13 protein-coding genes and 3 pseudogenes are annotated in these 16,850 nt (G+C 62.4%); 12 read left to right on the top strand and 4 right to left on the bottom strand.

Features of this window, described 5'->3' with window-relative positions:
- From QZV94_RS14500 to QZV94_RS14475, 6 genes and pseudogenes are all read left to right on the top strand, one after another.
- On the top strand, nt 1-807 hold an 807-nt coding region (locus QZV94_RS14500; RefSeq protein WP_293678620.1), incomplete at its 5' end, for a dTDP-glucose 4,6-dehydratase.
- 10 nt (nt 808-817) lie between these two features.
- On the top strand, nt 818-1,693 hold the full coding sequence (gene rfbA / locus QZV94_RS14495) for a glucose-1-phosphate thymidylyltransferase RfbA (RefSeq protein WP_293678619.1): 876 nt from the start codon (nt 818-820) through the stop codon (nt 1,691-1,693).
- Between the two features lie 290 nt (nt 1,694-1,983).
- Complete coding sequence (locus QZV94_RS14490) at nt 1,984-2,682, top strand: PEPxxWA-CTERM sorting domain-containing protein (protein WP_293678618.1); 699 nt, start codon at nt 1,984-1,986, stop codon at nt 2,680-2,682.
- 224 nt (nt 2,683-2,906) lie between these two features.
- Nucleotides 2,907-3,896 carry a SurA N-terminal domain-containing protein gene (locus tag QZV94_RS14485; RefSeq protein ID WP_293678617.1) on the top strand — a complete coding sequence of 330 codons (990 nt, stop codon included), beginning with the start codon at nt 2,907-2,909 and terminating at the stop codon, nt 3,894-3,896.
- Nucleotides 3,897-4,068: 172 nt separating this feature from the next.
- The gene (locus QZV94_RS14480) at nt 4,069-5,175 is read left to right on the top strand and encodes a nitrous oxide reductase family maturation protein NosD (protein WP_293678616.1); all 1,107 of its coding nucleotides are present in this window, start codon (nt 4,069-4,071) and stop codon (nt 5,173-5,175) included.
- A gap of 262 nt (nt 5,176-5,437) precedes the next feature.
- Nucleotides 5,438-6,063 (top strand): annotated as a pseudogene (locus QZV94_RS14475) (transposase); the annotation flags it as partial.
- Nucleotides 6,064-6,120: 57 nt separating this feature from the next.
- Here QZV94_RS14475 and QZV94_RS14470 read toward each other — a convergent pair.
- Together QZV94_RS14470 and welK are read right to left on the bottom strand one after the other, a co-directional pair.
- On the bottom strand, nt 6,121-7,503 hold the full coding sequence (locus QZV94_RS14470; RefSeq protein ID WP_293678615.1) for an ATP-binding protein: 1,383 nt from the start codon (nt 7,501-7,503) through the stop codon (nt 6,121-6,123).
- 93 nt (nt 7,504-7,596) lie between these two features.
- Entirely contained in the window at nt 7,597-8,694 is a 1,098-nt protein-coding gene (welK, locus tag QZV94_RS14465; RefSeq protein WP_293678614.1) for a beta-1,4-glucuronosyltransferase WelK, read from the bottom strand.
- A 140-nt stretch (nt 8,695-8,834) separates the two neighbouring features.
- On the opposite strand from welK, the gene QZV94_RS14460 reads away from it, so the two are divergent.
- The 4 genes from QZV94_RS14460 (at nt 8,835) to QZV94_RS14445 (ending at nt 13,088) form a co-directional block, all read left to right on the top strand.
- Nucleotides 8,835-9,710: a glycosyltransferase gene (locus QZV94_RS14460; protein ID WP_293678613.1), complete on the top strand. Its 876-nt coding sequence runs from the start codon at nt 8,835-8,837 to the stop codon at nt 9,708-9,710.
- A 187-nt stretch (nt 9,711-9,897) separates the two neighbouring features.
- Nucleotides 9,898-10,833 (top strand): glycosyltransferase, encoded by a 936-nt coding sequence (locus QZV94_RS14455; RefSeq protein ID WP_293678612.1) that lies wholly within the window; start codon nt 9,898-9,900, stop codon nt 10,831-10,833.
- A complete protein-coding gene (locus QZV94_RS14450) occupies nt 10,830-12,302 on the top strand; it encodes an oligosaccharide flippase family protein (RefSeq protein ID WP_293678611.1) in 1,473 nt (490 codons plus the stop codon). The genes QZV94_RS14455 and QZV94_RS14450 overlap by 4 nt, the downstream gene beginning before the upstream one ends.
- Nucleotides 12,303-12,326: 24 nt before the next feature.
- The gene (locus QZV94_RS14445; RefSeq protein WP_293678610.1) at nt 12,327-13,088 is read left to right on the top strand and encodes a methyltransferase domain-containing protein; all 762 of its coding nucleotides are present in this window, start codon (nt 12,327-12,329) and stop codon (nt 13,086-13,088) included.
- Between the two features lie 96 nt (nt 13,089-13,184).
- Here the strand turns inward: QZV94_RS14445 and QZV94_RS14440 are convergent.
- A pseudogene (locus QZV94_RS14440) lies at nt 13,185-13,379 on the bottom strand (IS481 family transposase); the annotation flags it as partial.
- Between the two features lie 126 nt (nt 13,380-13,505).
- On the opposite strand from QZV94_RS14440, the pseudogene QZV94_RS14435 reads away from it, so the two are divergent.
- A pseudogene (locus tag QZV94_RS14435) lies at nt 13,506-13,680 on the top strand (IS481 family transposase); the annotation flags it as partial.
- Nucleotides 13,681-13,814: 134 nt separating this feature from the next.
- Here QZV94_RS14435 and QZV94_RS14430 read toward each other — a convergent pair.
- On the bottom strand, nt 13,815-15,455 hold the full coding sequence (locus QZV94_RS14430; RefSeq protein WP_293678609.1) for an O-antigen ligase: 1,641 nt from the start codon (nt 15,453-15,455) through the stop codon (nt 13,815-13,817).
- 424 nt (nt 15,456-15,879) lie between these two features.
- Between QZV94_RS14430 and QZV94_RS14425 the strand changes: the two genes are divergently transcribed.
- On the top strand, nt 15,880-16,850 hold a 971-nt coding region (locus tag QZV94_RS14425), incomplete at its 3' end, for a right-handed parallel beta-helix repeat-containing protein (RefSeq protein ID WP_293678608.1).

Below are 16,850 nucleotides of genomic sequence, written 5' to 3'. Positions count from 1 at the left end.
GAGAGTCACAGTGACCGCGCCATCGAGGGGCCGCTCGACTTCGTGCGCACCAACGTCATGGGCACAGCCATCCTCCTCGAGGCGGCGCGCGCACACTGGATGGGGCTGTCGGACGACAGGCGAACGACCTTCCGGTTCCACCATGTCTCGACGGACGAAGTTTTCGGCGCCCTGGGCGAGGATGGCCAGTTCACTGAGGATACGCCGTACGATCCCAATTCGCCCTATTCGTCGAGCAAGGCCGGCGCCGATCACCTGGTTCGCGCCTGGGCCCGCACGTACGGCCTGCCGGCGGTGCTCACCAACTGCGCGAACAACTACGGGCCGTTTCAGTTTCCCGAGAAGCTGATCCCGACGGTGATAACCCGGGCGCTAGAGGGCAGGAGCATCCCCGTCTATGGCAATGGCCGTCAGGTGCGCGACTGGCTGCACGTGGACGACCACGCCGAGGCCCTCCTGCTGGTCCTCCAGAAGGGCCGGCTGGGTGAGACCTATTGCATCGGCGGGGACTCCACGAAGCGCAACCTGGACGTCATCCACATGCTCTGTGCGGCGCTGGACAAGCATGCGCCTGCCAATACGCCTCACGCAGAGAAGATCGCCTTCGTCGCTGACCGTCCCGGGCATGACTTCCGCTATTCGATCGACGCCTCGAAGCTTGAGCAGGAACTTGGCTGGACGCCGACGCGGCCGCTCGAGCTGGGCATGGAAGAGACGGTGCGCTGGTACGTGGACAATCAAGACTGGATCGAGGGCATCCGCGAACGCGGCTTCCATTCCGATCGCCTGGGCCTGGTGAAGGCGTGAGAATGCGACAATGAGACGAGGCATCGTCCTGGCCGGGGGCTCCGGCACCCGGCTGCACCCGCTGACCATTGCGGTCTCCAAGCAGCTGCTCCCGGTCTACGACAAGCCGATGATCTACTATCCGCTGTCGGTGCTGTTCCTGGCCGGCGTGCGCGAGATCCTGATCATTACGACGCCTGAGGACCAGGCCGGCTTCGTGCGCCTGCTGGGCGATGGCTCGCGCTTCGGCGTGAGGTTCGAGTATGTGGTCCAACGGACGCCGGGCGGCCTGGCCGAGGCCTATCTGCTGGGCGAGGACTTCGTGGGCGGCGAGCCCAGCGTCATGATCCTTGGGGACAATATCTTCTTCGGGCAGAACTTCGTGCAGATGCTTAACTCGGCCGCCGCGCGAAAGGACGGCGCAACGGTGTTCGGCTACCCAGTGCACGATCCGGAGCGGTACGGGGTGGTGGAGCTCTCGCCGGAGAACCGTGCGCTCTCCATCGAGGAGAAGCCCGCCAACCCCAAGTCGAACTACGCCGTCACCGGGCTCTACTTCTACGACGGCCGCGCCAGTGAGCTCGCCAAGACCCTGACCCGCTCGGCCCGCGGCGAGCTGGAGATCACGGCGCTGAATGATCTCTACCTGCGTGCCGGCGAACTCCACGTGGAACTGTTGGGCCGCGGGTTCGCGTGGGAAGATGCTGGCACCCACGACAGCCTGATCCAGGCCGGAGAGCTGATCCGGACATTCGAGCAGCGGCAGGGCCTGAGGATCGGGTGCCTGGAGGAGATCGCCTTCGAGCATGGATGGATCGACCGGGCAGAGCTGATGCGATTGGCCGACAGCCAGGGCAAGAGCGAGTACGGGAAGTACCTGCGGGGACTGGCGGAACGATCCGACTAGTTGTGACCCAATGTGGGCGCAATTGCGCCTCCACCGCCATGAGCGGCGTCTCGCAAGAGGAAAAAAATATGTTGAGGTTCCGGCCGCCCCGGTCCTATCAGACAGCGGGTGTTACGGCTAAGCTATGAAACGCATGCGTTTCTTCGTGGTGCCTTGCAGGGAGGGCGCGGCAAACGTCGCAAGTTGAAGTCGCAGGGTTCCCCTTGAGGAACTCCCGACTCGCCTACCAGGGGAAGTCGGGTGACAGGGGTTCCAGGGCTCTCTAGGGTGAAGAAGAAGTTAACCTAGGGGTGCTCGAAGTGAACCGTATCTTAAAACTAATGACCGCCACGGCGGTCGGCGCAGCTCTCTCGCTAGCGGCTGCGTCTTCGCAAGCCGCCATCTTCGTCGCCTACTCCACGGACGGCGGCGTTACCAAGACCGACATTTCTGGCTCGCTGTTCGAACTCACGCCGGGGACCTTCGTCTTCGGTGGCAGCGTCACCGGGTTCACGTTCTCCGGTTCTGGCACGCTTGGTCTCTACCCGGACCTGCTGCTGAGCAACTCCATTGACACTGTTGCTACTGGCGGCGCCGGTCAACTGGACATCTACATCACGAACGACGGCCTGACCCAGGGTACGGGCAAGTTCATTAGCGGTCTCACCGCGAACGGCTCTCGGAATGCCCTGCCGGTCACCCTGACCACCCTGGTCAGCGCGACGAACCAAAAGTTCGATGGCGTCGTCCTGGCGGGTCCGCAGTCCTACACCAGCGCGACCACGCAATCGAACGACTTCCTCAACTCGGGCCCCATCAGCCCCCTGTATTCGGTGACGGCGCAGTATCACGTCTCGAGCGTCGGCGAGTTCGTCGGCGACGCCGCGAACGCCACTGTCAACATCTCGGCCGCCGTGCCGGAACCCGCGACCTGGGGCCTGATGATCATGGGCTTTGGCGGCGCCGGCGCCATGCTCCGCTCGCGTCGCAAGGGCCTCGTCGCGGCCTAAGCGCAACTATCAGATCAAAGAGACCGTCACCCATTCGGGTGGCGGTTTTTTTGCGTCTGCGATCGCAGGTCGCCGCGGCGGCATGAAACCGCCGGCGAAGGAAGCTCTCGTAAGTCAAGCGGCGCAAAGCTAGGCGGCAGCCTGGAGTTATCGAAGCCTCACGGCGATCCATCGATGATCTGCCTTGGCCCACGACTTGCAGCTAGAACATGCGTATGCATGGAATGCGACACGCCAAGGAGAGCCTCGTGAAACCCAAGTCTCTGATCCTGACCGCCATTCTCGTCACCAGTGTCTCCCTAGGCGGCTGCGACCAGGTCAGGAAGCTTGTCGGCGGCGGAACGCCGAAGGGCCAAGTGGTGGCCACGGTAGATGGCAAGGAAATCACCGCGCTTGAACTCCGCCAGGAGATGGGCGGCTTCTCTGCACGCGATCCGGCGGTGATGAAGCAAGCCCAGCAGCAGGCGCTGCAGCAGCTGATCCTGCGTCGCTTGGTCGTGGCGGAAGCGAAGAAGCAGAAGCTGGACAAGGGCGCAGACTACATCCTGCAGGTGAAGCGCGGTGAGGAAGCGCTGCTCGGCCAACTGTACCAACGCAAGATCGGCGGCTCGGTCGCCGTGCCCAGTCGGGAGGAGGCGGAGGCCTATATTTCTAGCCATCCTGAGAAGTTCGCGGCCCGCAGGATCATGGTGGTCGAGCAACTCATCGCGGCGCCGAGCAAGGTCGCGCCTCAACGGTTTCAGCCGTTGAACAGCCTCGAGGAAGTTCGGGGCCTGCTCGACTCCGAGCGCGTTCCTTATCAAACCAACATATCGATGCTGGATACCCTTTCGACGGATCCGCGGCTCCTCCAGCAATTGGCCAAGCTTCCGCCAGGGGAAGTGTTCGTGATCCCACAGCGGGGCACGTTGGTCTTCAATCGTATCATCGAGACCAAGTCGGCGCCGTTTGGCGGGGACCCTGCTGTCGCGTACGCCTCGAACGCGCTACGAAACGAGCGGGCACAACAAGCCGTGGCGAGGCAGATGCAGCTCATGCGCAAGAGCGCTGAGCCGTCGATCGTCTACGCCGACGGCTTCAAGCCGCCCAAGACGCCCGCCGCGGCGCCTGCCGCTCCCGCCCCGGCGGCTGCGCCAGCGGCTGAGGGGGGGCCTGCTGCGCCACCGACACCGGCCCCGGCTCGGTCCGCGGCGGGAGTACCTCAGTCGAAGTAGTACCGGCGTGCCCGCTCGTAACGCGGCCGGCTCCCCGCCTAGCAGACGGTCTCGCGCAGGCGCCGGAGCAACGGCCACCAGCGCGCGGCTGTCGCATGGCAGACAGGGCGTTTCTCCGCGAGTCCACTTGAGCTACGGTCTCATGCCGAGAGGCGATCGCTTGGGAAGATGCATGCGCTTCATCGCTCCGCTTCTGATGGCCCTTACGACTTGCGCCTGCCAGGCGCCCGCTGCGACGATTGTGGCGACACCGGAAACTTTGCTCGCTCGCGTGCGATCAGCCCGGCCTGGCGATGAGGTGTTGCTGGCTGCCGGCTCCTATCCGCCGCTCATCCTTAGGGACGTCGCCAAGGCGTCGCCCGGCAGCACTATTCGCCCAGCCGAGGGTGCCGCGGCCATTCTGTCCGGGCTGCGCTTCTATGGCGTTTCGGGCGTGTCGGTGAAGGACTGCCGAATTGAATCGACCATCAAGTTTGCGATCGAGCTTCGCCAGACCAAGGATATCGCGATCAAAGGGTGCGAGATACGCGGACCAACAGTCGCGCAGAGGGGATTGAACGATGTCTGGCAAGGCTTTTACATCAAGGACAGCAAGAACATCGATGTCGTCAACAATAACATACACGACTTGCGGATCGCGATAGGATTCGGCACCGTCGATGACCTGAATATTGAGGGCAATAAAATACACGATATCGCAAGCGACGGTATTCGTGGTGCTGGGACCAATATAAAAATCGTAAGAAACACCGCCTGGAACCTATTCAAGTGGAATAGCGATCATATCGACTTCGTGCAGTTCGCGACTGTTGCAAACTGGACGGGCGGTGTCACGCCGGCCCACATCATGATCGAGGACAACGAGTTCCGCCGCCGCGACGGGCATCAGGCTCAAGGGATCTTCATGCGTGGGACCCCCGAGGTCGGCTACGCGGACGTCACCATCCGGGGAAACGGCTTCGTCGGCGCCAACCTCAACGGCATCGCCGTGAACTTCATAGATCGGGTGCTGGTCGAAGACAATTTTGTCCAGGCCGAGCAAGGTGCCAATCTGTCGACGATTTCGGTCAAGGAATCAAAGGAAGTCGCCATCCGCGGCAACGTCGCCAGCGCCGAGCGGATCGTGAGTGTCGGCAATACGCCAGCCGACCCTGTTGGCAAGAACTCACTCGGTCTCCGCAGGGCACCGCCTGGAGACTACAGCGCGCTCGAGGCTTGGAGAGCGCGCCGCGCTACGGGCAGCCGAACCTCGCCCCGGGCCCATAACAGCCGAGACTAGGTGTCTAGTCCCGTGGTGCGGGGAACTCAGCCTAGCTGAGTGCTCACACCGGGAGGAGCTATGGGCCAGGTACTCCACCAGCGCCACCACCGCGCACGCCGTCCGAGCGTCGATACAGCGTGACCTGCCTCCTTCATGATCCCTCGGTTTGAGTGAGAGTCCGTCACCCGGAGGAGACGGGCGTGAGAAGGAGCAGGTTCAACGAGGCGCAGATCATCGGCGTACTGCGCGAGCAGGAGGCCGGGAGGCCGTGCTTCGCCTGATGGCGGAGCGCGGATTCTCGCAGAGGTGCGCCTGCGGACTCGTCCAGGTCGACCCGAAGACGGTGCGCCGCGTGGCCCGGCGGGCGATGCGGACGTGCGCGCGCGGCTGGCGGCGGAACAGCGCCGCTTTGGCTACAGGCGACTGGGCATCCTGCTCGAGCGTGAGGCAAGAAGAAGCTCTTCCGGCTCTACCGCGAGGAGGGCCTAGCCGTGCGACGGCGTCGCGGCCGCAAGCGCACGACCGGCACGCGGCGCCGATGGCCCTGCCGGATGGCCCCAACCAGCGCTGGAGCCTGGACTTCGTGGCCGACAGCCTCAGCTGGGGCCGGCGACCTCCGGATCTTGTGCATCGTCGACTGCTACGCCGCGAGGCGCTCGCGCTGGTCGTAGACGCTTCGATCTGCGGCCATCGTATGGCCCGTGAGCTGGACGTCCTAATCGCCCGGCGCGCCGCCATCCGCGACCGCAAGACGCCCCTGATCTTTCTGCCGCCTACTCACCCGACTTGAACCCCATTGAGCAGGTCTTCGCCAAGCTCAAGCACCTCATGCGCAACGCCCAGCCCAAGGACGTCCGGGCCACCTGGCGCAAAGCCGGTCAACTCCTCGACCTCTTCACCCCATAGGAATGCGCCAACTACTTCGCCAACGCCGGATACGGTGCTGTCTAAATGGAGTCCGATCTAGTTCGCCGCCGCCGTCGCCTTGGTGTTCCGCTTCGCCTGTAGGTTTCTCTGTGCTGCCGAAATCCAAAGATACATCGGCAAGCCTTCTTCGCAGAACTCGAAGCGTTCGCGTTCCTCCTCGTCATTCGCCGGAACAAGCAGCCCATCACTGAGCAGCAGCTTGACGGTCCGGGTGGCAGTGGCGCTGTCGATCTGGTTGATCTCCTGCAGGTCCACTAAGCTGAAGGCACCGTCCATCGTCATCGAAGCACGGGCCGCCGCCGCCAGATCCTCGGCGTGGTCTTGCTCTATCAGTCGCTGCACACGCTTTTGCACTGAGCGCCCGATACGGCCCTCAAACTCCACGCTCGTACGATCGACGGCGTTCACGATGTCCGATGCCGTGACGGTGGGTCGATCGGCGGACAAGGCATCGTGGGCGGCGTGATGGCAAAGGAGGTTCGCCAAGTACGGAGATCCACGGGATACAGCTACCACGAGTTCGGTCGCCGCGGGCTCAAAGCTGAAGCCCACTTCGCGCTCGCCGTTGGCGATGATTTTCAGGACCTCGTCGTCGCTCATCTTTGGCACACGCTGCGCGAAGCGATTGCGGCGAATTGGAGGGATATGGGCGATGAGCTGCGTGAGGTCAGCGGCAACACCCGCCAGCACGAGTTGCACGCGGCCGCGGCGGTCGGAAAGGTGCTTGGTCAGTTCGGCTACATCACGCCGGAACGCGCTGGACTCGCACCGATCGAACTCGTCGAGGATTATGAGGACGCGGGTTCCGGTCAGCTTGGCGCAGAGATCGGCAAAGCGGCGCGGCGAGACGGGTCCTTCCGGCAACAGGTCTGCAAGGGTGTCCCCCTTCTCAGCCTGTCGATCGGTTGGTGCGAAGCCGCTGTGGAACAGCACTGGAATGTCCGTGGCAGCAGTACGCATCGCATCGTCGAAGCTCGAGTTGGCGCCGCAGGAGGTGTAAATAACGATGTATCGCGCGTCGGCCGCCGCCTGGGCGAGCATGTGCAACAACGACGTCTTCCCGATGCCCCGCTCGCCATAGATCACGATATGAAGTCGCTGATCCTCTATCGAATGGATGATTGCGCTCAGAATGTCGTCCCGCCCTGCGAACATGCGGCGGTCGGCCACCGGCTGCGACGGCGTGAACGCGTTCCGCAGCTTTGAGTGCATGGCGACGAATCGATTGCCGCTGCGCGAACTCGGCTGGTCGCTCGCCGTGGCCTGGAAGCCTGGCACCCGCGGCTTGTCCACAGCTGAACCCATTACCCGCGTCAACGGCCGAACCACCGCGCCAAGGTCCGCCGGAGGTGGCGTCTTGGCGCGCTTTGCCGGGCGCCGTCTGAACGGGTTGGCGACCCTAAAATTCCAGCCGGCCACGTGAGCCTCCAATCCGGTTCCGCGCAACGCGTTCAACGTACGTGGTCGATATCATCCAGGGACGCATTATGTAGGTGGTTGCCTTCGTTTTGCTTAACCAGCGGGCTGACGTTTTGTCGCGACGCCTCCTCGCAGGATTACCCGGCGGCTTGCGAGCTTACGCTCAATCACCGCGGTCAAAAAGCTTCGCAGGCCAGTCGGATCCGTGGTGGCGACAACTCGAGGGCGGCTCCGTGTCGCTTCTACGGCCGCACGAAGTTCCTCCGCGCTATTGGCCTCGAGCACCAGGCCTCGGCGTGCGAAGGCATCGATGATCTCGGCCTGGTGATCGTCATAGACCTCTCCCAGGCTTTGAAGACGCGGCATGGCGACGACGTGGCACCCCTCGCGTAGCGCCGTCACGATCGAGCCTGTTCCACCATGGCAGATCACGATCGACGCATCGCGCAGGAGCGACAGCACATCGTTGAACGGAAGGGTCTCGACGACGTCCATCCCTGCGGGCTGCACGCCACCAACCCCGGTCTGGATCAACACGCGATCCTCGATCGTTCCCGAGGCCTTGAGTTCGGCCGCGCTGGTGACGAGACGATCGAACGGCAGGACGGCGCCGACGGTGACGAACGTAAGCCGCTGCTTCGGCGGCGGCTCGGTGTCCAGCACAACAAGGGGATCAAAAAACGCGGCCTTGGGGTAGCGCTTTGCCAGCTGTGCAGACTGGACAACAACGTCGTGAGCGAACGGCGCGGCCATGCGGCCGAATAGCGACGCGCGCTCGAAGCGAGCAAACGACTCGACGACCACGATGTGCGCTCCTAGCAGGCGCGCCCAGAGGAGTAGAAAGAACACGGCGCCGGCGCCCGTACTGATCACAATGTCTGGCCGCAAGCGGATCATAATCGCTGCAGACTGAAAGAAATTCACGAAAGCTTGCCGCGCCATCCGCCATGGCTTGCCAAGCCGTGCCTGGCCCCACCCATAGTGCGGCACGAACCGAACGTCGTGATGCTCTGCGACGCTGCGCCCGAGTGCGGTATCCTCGGTGACGAAGAAATGGTCGTGTGCTCCCCATACCTCTTCGAGATCAAGAAGCTGCCTGAGATGACCGCCTCCCGACGCGGCGAGACACAGCCTGAGGCCCGCCTTCGCTTCGCCTGCGACGGGCGCAGAAACTTCGGCGGTCGAGTTCACCTGTTTACCCTTTTGTTTGGAGCGGCCCGTATGGTCAGACCTGACCGACCGAATGTACTCGTGTAAAGGCCGTTTCCGGCGGCGGACAATAGTGGGGGATGCGAGTGGGTAGCGAGAACGTGACGGGCCAGGCACTTTCGATGCCCACCGTTTCGGTGATAATTCCCCACTACAATGACCTCGTCGGTCTTGATAAGTGCTTGAACGCCCTTCAGCGACAGACCTACCCGTCGGAACTCGTGGAAGTCGTCGTGGCCGACAACGCGTCCCCCCAAGGGCTGGAGAGCGTGGAGCGGGTCGCTGCCGGCCGCGCCAAGGTCATCAGCGTTGAAGAGCGCGGAGCGGGCCCGGCGCGAAACGGCGCGGTGGCGCATGCAACAGGCGAAGTGCTGGCCTTTACGGACTCTGATTGTGTCCCCGAACCCCAGTGGCTTGTGGAAGGCGTTCGGGGGCTTGACACCTACGACTTCGTCGGCGGCAGCGTGACCGTCCTCGTCGAAGACGAAGAGCATGTGACCCCACCCGAGGCCTTCGAGCGAGTCTTCGCCTTCGACTTCAAGACGTACATCCAAGTGAAGGGCTTCACCGGGTCGGGCAACCTGTTCTGCGCCAAGCCGCTGTTTGAATCGGTCGGCGGCTTTCGGGTTGGTGTCTCCGAAGACTACGAATGGTCGAAACGCGCGCAGAGCCATGGCCACAGGCTGGGATACGCGCCCAACGCCGTCGTTGGTCACCCGGCACGCCGGACCTGGGCGGAGCTCACGCGGAAATGGAAGCGGTTGAACGTGGAGACTTACGGTCTCTCCGAGGGACAGCCGCTGCGCCGCGTCAAGTGGCTGTTTCGAACGCTCCTACTTCCGGCCTCGGCGGTGGTCCACACGCCGAAGGTGCTCTTTAGTCCGCGCCTCAAGACGCTGTCACAGCGTATCGACGGCCTGTGCGTCTTGTATGCGATCCGATTTTGGCGCCTGCAGGACGCCCTGAAGCTTCTGCTCCGCGGCGGCGCGGCAGCGTGAGACCGATGGAGTTGGCTCGCGGTTCGTACGTCAAACAGGCAAAGGCCATGGCGCCATCCTCGCTAACGCCGGCGTCAACGGCGGAGCGCGTGCCGAAATGGCGTGCCGCTTCGGCAGATAAAGAAGCTTCCCACGTTGTGGGTCTGTGAAGCGGTGCCGGTCTGAGTCAGGGCGAAGAGAGACGAGTATGACGGACGTGAACGGTATGCCGTTGGTGAGCGTGGTGCTGCCTACCTACAATCGAGCCAGGACCCTGCCTCGCGCGATCCACAGCGTGCTCAACCAGGGCTATTCGAATATCGAACTCATCGTCGTCGATGACGCGTCGACGGACGACACGGACGCCTTGATGGCGAGCCTGCACGATCCGCGTATCCGCTACATCAAGATGGAGAAGAATCGCGGGCAATGTGCCGCCCGTAACATCGGATTGCAGGCCGCGACGGGTGAATTCATCGCTTACCAGGACAGCGACGACGAATGGCTTGCCGATAAACTGCAGCGACAGATGGATGCTGTCCTTACGGCAGGGAAGCCCGATGTGACCTGCTTTCACATGCGCATCATCTATGGGCGCGACGCAAACAGGGTGTACGGCAAAGGACGAAGCTGTTGCGTGCCGGAGATTTCCCAGCCCGAGCATGCCCGCGACTACGTGAAGATGACCCATCTGCAGAATCTGATGGCGCCTCAAGTGATGCTCATTTCAAGGTCTCTAGTCGATAAAGCGGGACCCTGGGACGAACTGTTAGTCAACAGTGTGGATTGGGACTATTCTCTACGATTGGTGTCCAAAGGACATGTAATATACATAGATGAACCTCTGGTTGTTGCGTATATTCAGAACGACAGTATTTCGACGATGAAGAAAAACATGGTTCGATCCCAGTTGCGAATTCTGCTCAAGCTCAACCGTCAAGAAGACGTCGACCGAAATATTCTGAGCCACCACTTTGCGCGGATCGGGACGTCCCTCGGGCGTTTCGGCAAGCCGCGCTCGGCCGACAAGTTCCTACGGCGTGCGCTGTGGCTGGCCCCCGGAAAGCCGAAGAACTGGGCGCGGCTTGCCGTCAACGTGCTCCAGCGCCCAAGCATGCGAAGGCCGGCGAAAGCCTTGCCGTGATCCGACGCGCGACCAAGTCCAAGACCGCAGAGTCCCGAGGCGGGCGCCGCCTCACGCTCTACGCGTCGATCCTCAGCCAGACATTTGCGCTAGTGCGCAACGTGCTGGTGGCGCGCCTCCTCGGGCCTGAAGAATTCGGTATCGCGGCCGTTATCATCCTCACAATCAACTTCCTCGACACCTTCAGCAACGCCGGGCCGCAGAACCTGCTGGTCCAGGCGAAGGATGAGGACGGGCGCCCGCTACTAGCGGCGTCGCATAGTGTAACTCTGGCGCGCGGCTTGGTCACGTCCGCGTTACTTGCGGTACTCGGCGGAACCCTCTCCGAGTTGTTCGGCGTCAGGATGGCATGGCTTGCCGTAGCCGGCTTGGCTTTGGCGGCCCTCGTTTCGGGTTTCCTGCATCGCGGCGTGCGGATGGCTCAGCGAGAGGGGAATTTCCGGCCGGAAGCGCTGAACTTCATCTTCGCGGACTTCGCATCTCTCGTCGCGGCCGTCGCCGTCGCAATCGTCACAGCGTCGCATGTTGCGATCGTGGCCGGCCTGCTCGCTCGGAGCGTCTTGCTTGTCCTCACATCTCACGTGCTGGCGAGTGAGAAATACGAGTTCAACTGGGATCGGCAACTCATCCAGAGATTTTGGGCGTTCGGCTGGCCCCTGCTCATTAACGGGCCCCTGCTGTTTCTGGCGGCCCAGGCGGACCGATTGTTCATATCTCGGGAAGTCGGCATCGAGACGCTGGGAATCTACTCGGCTGTTCTTGTTCTCATCGCTTCCCCTAGCGGCGCGATCTTGAAGTGGCTGGGCACGATATTTGTGCCACCGATGGCCAGGCACTATCATCAGGACGGCAATCTGAACCCCCGCGGCGTCGTCTTCGAGTTCACGACCCTGTCCCTGGTCAGCGCCGCAACGATGCTAGTGGCCTTCACGTGCCTGGGGGCCTTCGCGGTTGACCTGCTGTACGGGTCCGAGTTCGCGGTGACGCCAAAGGTCGTGGCGTTGATCGCTCTCCTGCAGGTGATCCGGTTCCTACGCTCGTGGCCTTCGACGTTGTCGATAGCTGTCGCGGCGAGTGGCGGAATTCTCTTGTCCACGATCATCCGCCTGCTGGCGCTTCCCGCGGGTTATGCGGGGCTTCTGCTCGTGGGCGGCCTGGAAGGGTTGTTGCTCGGCTTCATCGTAGGGGAAGTCCTGGCGCTGCTCGTCAGCCTGCTGATCGTGAACCGCAATGCCTCGCGCACCTGGTCATCCGGTCTCGCCCCGCTGGGGGTTCTGTGCGTGCTGTCATTGGCAATGACCTGGTCGAGCGATGTCATCGCCGGCAACCTTCCCGCGCAGATACTGCTTTTCTCGGCTGCTGCGCCTCTCGGAGCGGTGTTGCTGGCCCTGTCCATCTCTCCGTCAGAGGCTCTGGCGCGCGCTCGCGCCTTGAAGCTATGGTCGGCGGCAGGACGATGGCGGCTGTGAATCAGCTCTGTTCCAGATTTCTACATGACCGAGGGGAATGCTGTGGCCGTCGACTACTCCGATAAGTTCTACACCGAGCGCGAGCGCAGGGCGATCCTTTCCGCCGAACGTGTCGTCCCAGTCATCCTCTCGTATCTCCAACCGAAGTCCGTCATCGACGTCGGCTGTGGCTCGGGCAGTTGGTGCTCAGCCTTTGCGAAGAACGGCGTTCCAGAAGTCCTTGGTCTCGATGGGCCCTGGGCGAGCGAGCACAACAAGGACGCACCGTTCGTTCCCTTTGACTTTGCAACCGCGCCGCTGCCGTTTCAGCCGCCGCTGAAGCACGAGAACTACGACCTGGCATTCAGTGTGGAATTTGCGGAGCACGTGGCTAATGGCCGGGCCGACGCAATCGTGGACTTTTTGACATCGCTCGCGCCGGTGGTCGTCTTCTCAGCTGCGATTCCAGGCCAAGGAGGAACGGGTCATATCAACGAGCAATGGCCTGACTACTGGGTGCGGAAGTTCGCCGCGCGCGACTACGAGGCATGCGACTTCCTGCGCCCGTTGATCTGGAACGACGACCAGGTGCAGTCTTGGTACCGTCAGAACGTCGTGGTCTATTTCAAGGGAGGAACCCCGGAGCAATTGAAGCAACGGCTCGCGCGCGAGGCGCTGGAGCGTCTGCGGACACCGATGCCGCTGGTGCATCCCGTGATCTTTCACTCGAAACTTGCACAGCGGACGCTTCGACGCGGCGCCAGGGTGTTCTTGGGACGACTGCGCCGCGCCGTACTGCCATCCTGAACGGCACCCGAGCCCGATGAGGCGCGCAGTGCTAGATTCAGCCCCGACGTGTTTGGAACTCGGCGTAGCTGGTGCGCACGCCGGAAGGAGCTCGCTGTGGAGCCTTAACAGGTTGTCCCGATTCAGCCGAGGCCGCTGATGGGTGGTTGGGACCTTATCCCGCCGTGCGGGCGATGCCAGTTGTAGCGGTGTAGCCAGACCGGCGGCTCGGCAGCGCGCGGCGTTCGAGCTGGGATAGGTATGAGGGTGGGCCCGCTCGTGCAGGCTGGTCTGAATGAAGAGCTCGACCTTTGCCGTTGGTCTGGGCTGCCGGCCGTCGAGACCGAGTAGTCCGGCAGGAAGCGCTTTAAGGCCTATCCGATCGCTGCTTCCACATCGCCATGGCCGAGGTCCGCACCAAGGCGGTCAAGCCCCTGCATGCTCGTGGCCATCGACCGCACGAGCAAGTTCGTCTTCGTCGAGCTGCACGAGCGCGTCAGCCGCGAGACCGCAGCCGACTTCCTGCGGCGGCTGATCGAGGCGCTCCCTGTACAAGGTCCACAATGCGCTCACCGACAACGGCGCCCACTTCACGACGCCGGGCAACGGCTGGCCTACAACTTCGGCAAGCGGCTGAAGGCGCTCGCCGGACTCACGCCCTTCGAGGCCACTGCACAGCCTGGACGAATGGAACCGACCGCTTCAGGCTATCGCCAGACCACCTCGCCTCGGGACTGAGCTCCAAGGCTAGGCAAGCGGTCGCCGGCGCCGTGGAACGGTGGCCGTCGCCGCGTGATCAACGGCGGCGGGAGGCTCCAAGCGCTGCTGCTGCCAAAGCAGTCCGACGACCGCGCCAAGCATCATATAGACGACCGTATGGTTGTCGGTCTGCGCAAACACCCACTTGATCACGAAGAATGCCGCCAGCGCGGCCGTGCAGGGCATGAGGAATGATACATCGCGGCTGTTAGTCGGACGCATGGCTCCGCGTAGCGCCAGGATGATCGCGTACAGAAACATTCCGTAGTGAACGACGAAGCCGAGCACGCCGAAATCGAGCGCCACGGCGACATAGTAGTTGTCGATCGTCAGCTTGTCGTTTGTGCCGCGAAAGCCTAGAATCTCCGCGGCGCGACCGATGCCGTTGCCGATCGGGTTCAGAGCCAACTTCCTGAGGCCCGCCTCGAGTTGAGCCTCACGTCCGGCGTCACTTGCAGCGGTTGCCCCGCCGCCCCACACGCGTTGCCTAAGCGGGCGATAGACGAAGCTCGCCAGCGTCAGGAGCGTGGCCAGGGCCGGGTAGGCGAGGACGAGCGCCGGCCCCATCATCGCGGTTCGATTTTTCCGCCAGCGCTTGATCGCCCACATGAAACTGTATGCGAGGATGCCGATGCCGCTGCCCACCATGCCGAGCCGCGACCCCGTGGCCTCCAAGGTGAAGAATGCCACCGGTATCGATGCGAGGGCGAACCATTTGACGGTGCGCGAGAACTCGCCGAACGCCAGGTGCATGACGAACGGGAGGGCCAGTGCCAGGAATTCCGCAAGCGCAAGCGGATTGTTGAACGTCCCCTTGGTTCTATAGAGGTCGATCGCGCTTCGGAATGACGCCTTCAGAATATCGGCGACCAGGGGGTCTACCCTGAGGAATGGCGGCAGATGTCCTGCCCAGGGAATTTGATGTTGTCGCGTCTCGAGGACGCCGATCGCCGAGACGCCCAAGGCGCTGATCCACAGGACATAGCCCCAGCGCTCAGCACGGCCTGGCTTCGAAAAAACGTAGGCGCTGATGAAGAATGTGCCAATCCAATAGATCTCGACGATGAACGCCTTCGAGGCCGAAAAGGCTGGCTGATTGGAGAGGCCGACCGAAGCGCCGACGATTACGCCAAATCCAAGCACCGCTTTCCAGAGGGGCGGGGCGGCGCTCAGGACGTCGGCTAGTTGCCGCCGGAAGGCCTGGGACACCGAGAGGCATACCAGGAACAGCAAGAACATCGGAATGCCGGTGAGCCGGATCAAGCTAATCCACGGCAGCCCTGAAAACGCGAAGGCCAGGTAGTTCGGCCACAGGAACATGACCGCGGTCATTGCGAAGAACATGCGTTCCATTGTTCGCGTCGGCGCAGCCCGCAAGTCCGGCAGCGCCCAGATCACGATGAACATCATGCCGGCCAACGGAGCGGCGAAGGGGACTAGCATCCAGGGCGTCGTCAGAGCGTAGTAGAAGCCGTAGATCGTGAGGACGAGGGTGAGCGCCACCAGCAGCGCCGCTTGGCGAAACCGCGTCCAGCGTGTGATTTGCCCCAGATAGTAGGGCTTGAGCCGAGGCTGGAGTTCCGGCGGCTGGAGTGCGGGCTGACGCTTCGACTTCATGGCCTTGCTCACCAACCCTCTTCGCACAGCCATCCATATGACACGACGGGACCGCGTGCCTAGATTCAGACGACGCCCTCGCAGCTTCAACCGATGAATACGCAACATCCGTAACGCCGCCGCCTTGAAGGAGCCTTAAGGGTGCGGCGAGCCCATGGGGCACGGCGCAAACGCGCGACGCACGGGGTTCGAACTTCGCTGTCTCAGGGGTAAAGGTCGCGTACTGTACTTGCACTTCGAATATATGACGCGCGACCGAAACGCAGTCTCCAGCTTAGGAGTCTCTCGATATGAATAATACATCGTTTGTAGAATAGAAACTTAACCACGCTGTTTAAGCGCGACGAAATCAGCGTCATGTATCTCTGGCTCACTTCCCGAGGCGAACCGGCCCGCGGGGCAATTCATCGGCAATGCCGGGAATCGGAGAGTCAAGATGTCGACTATCACCGTCAGCAGCAGCGCAGCGCTGAACGTGGCCTTGAAGGTCGCCAAGGCTGGCGACTCGATCCTGCTCAACCCCGGCACCTACACGGGAGTGGGGCTGAACGGGCTTCAGGTGAACGGGACAGTGACAGTGAGGTCCGCGGACCTGGACCATCCGGCCGTGCTGACGGGAATCGGAATCCGCAACAGCAGCGGGTTCAGCTTTGAACACGTTGAAATCAATGCGGTGCCGGGCTTATCCGAGAAAACCGGCGTCATCGGCATTGACGGTTCCAAGAACATTTCGTTCGACCATGTCTACGTGCACGGCACGCTGAACGGCGACGCGTCCGATGACCTGCCGGGGATCCGGATCAAGCTGAGCAGCGACATCACGGTGACCAACTCCGAGTTCCGTCAGCTGTTTCAGGCAGTTAGCTTTGGCGGCAACAACAACGTCACGATCTCTGGAAACCTTGTGCACGAAATTCGCCAGGATGGCTTCCGCGGGTATGACACCTCGAACCTGACGATCTCCGACAACTACCTGACGAATTTCCAGAAGGTCGGCACCGAGCATGCGGACGGTATCCAGATCTACACCGGCTCCTATGGTCCTGCGCATGACATCCGCATCATCGGCAACGTGATCATCCAGGGCGACGGCGCAGAAGTTCAAGGCGTCTTCATCCGGGACGACAGCTCATCGCTGAAGAACGTCGAGATCTCCGGCAACCTGGTGGCCGGTGCGACGCTCAACGGGATCGCGGTTTCAGGCATCAACGGTCTGGTGATGGACAGCAACAGCGTGGTCTCCCGGACCGGCGAACTGTCGTGGCTCTCCGTGAAGACCTCCACTGACGCCATCGTCACGAACAATGATGCGCTGCGGTTTATCCTAAGCGGCGACATGGTTCAGGCGAACAACGAACTCAACCTCACCAACGGTAGCGAGGGGGCCGTTTTGCAGGACTGGCTGAG

This window comes from uncultured Phenylobacterium sp. (assembly GCF_902826855.1).
Lineage (GTDB): Bacteria > Pseudomonadota > Alphaproteobacteria > Caulobacterales > Caulobacteraceae > Phenylobacterium.
The sequence above is the reverse complement of the archived record's forward strand: the minus strand, read 5'-3'. Positions and strand labels throughout refer to the sequence as shown.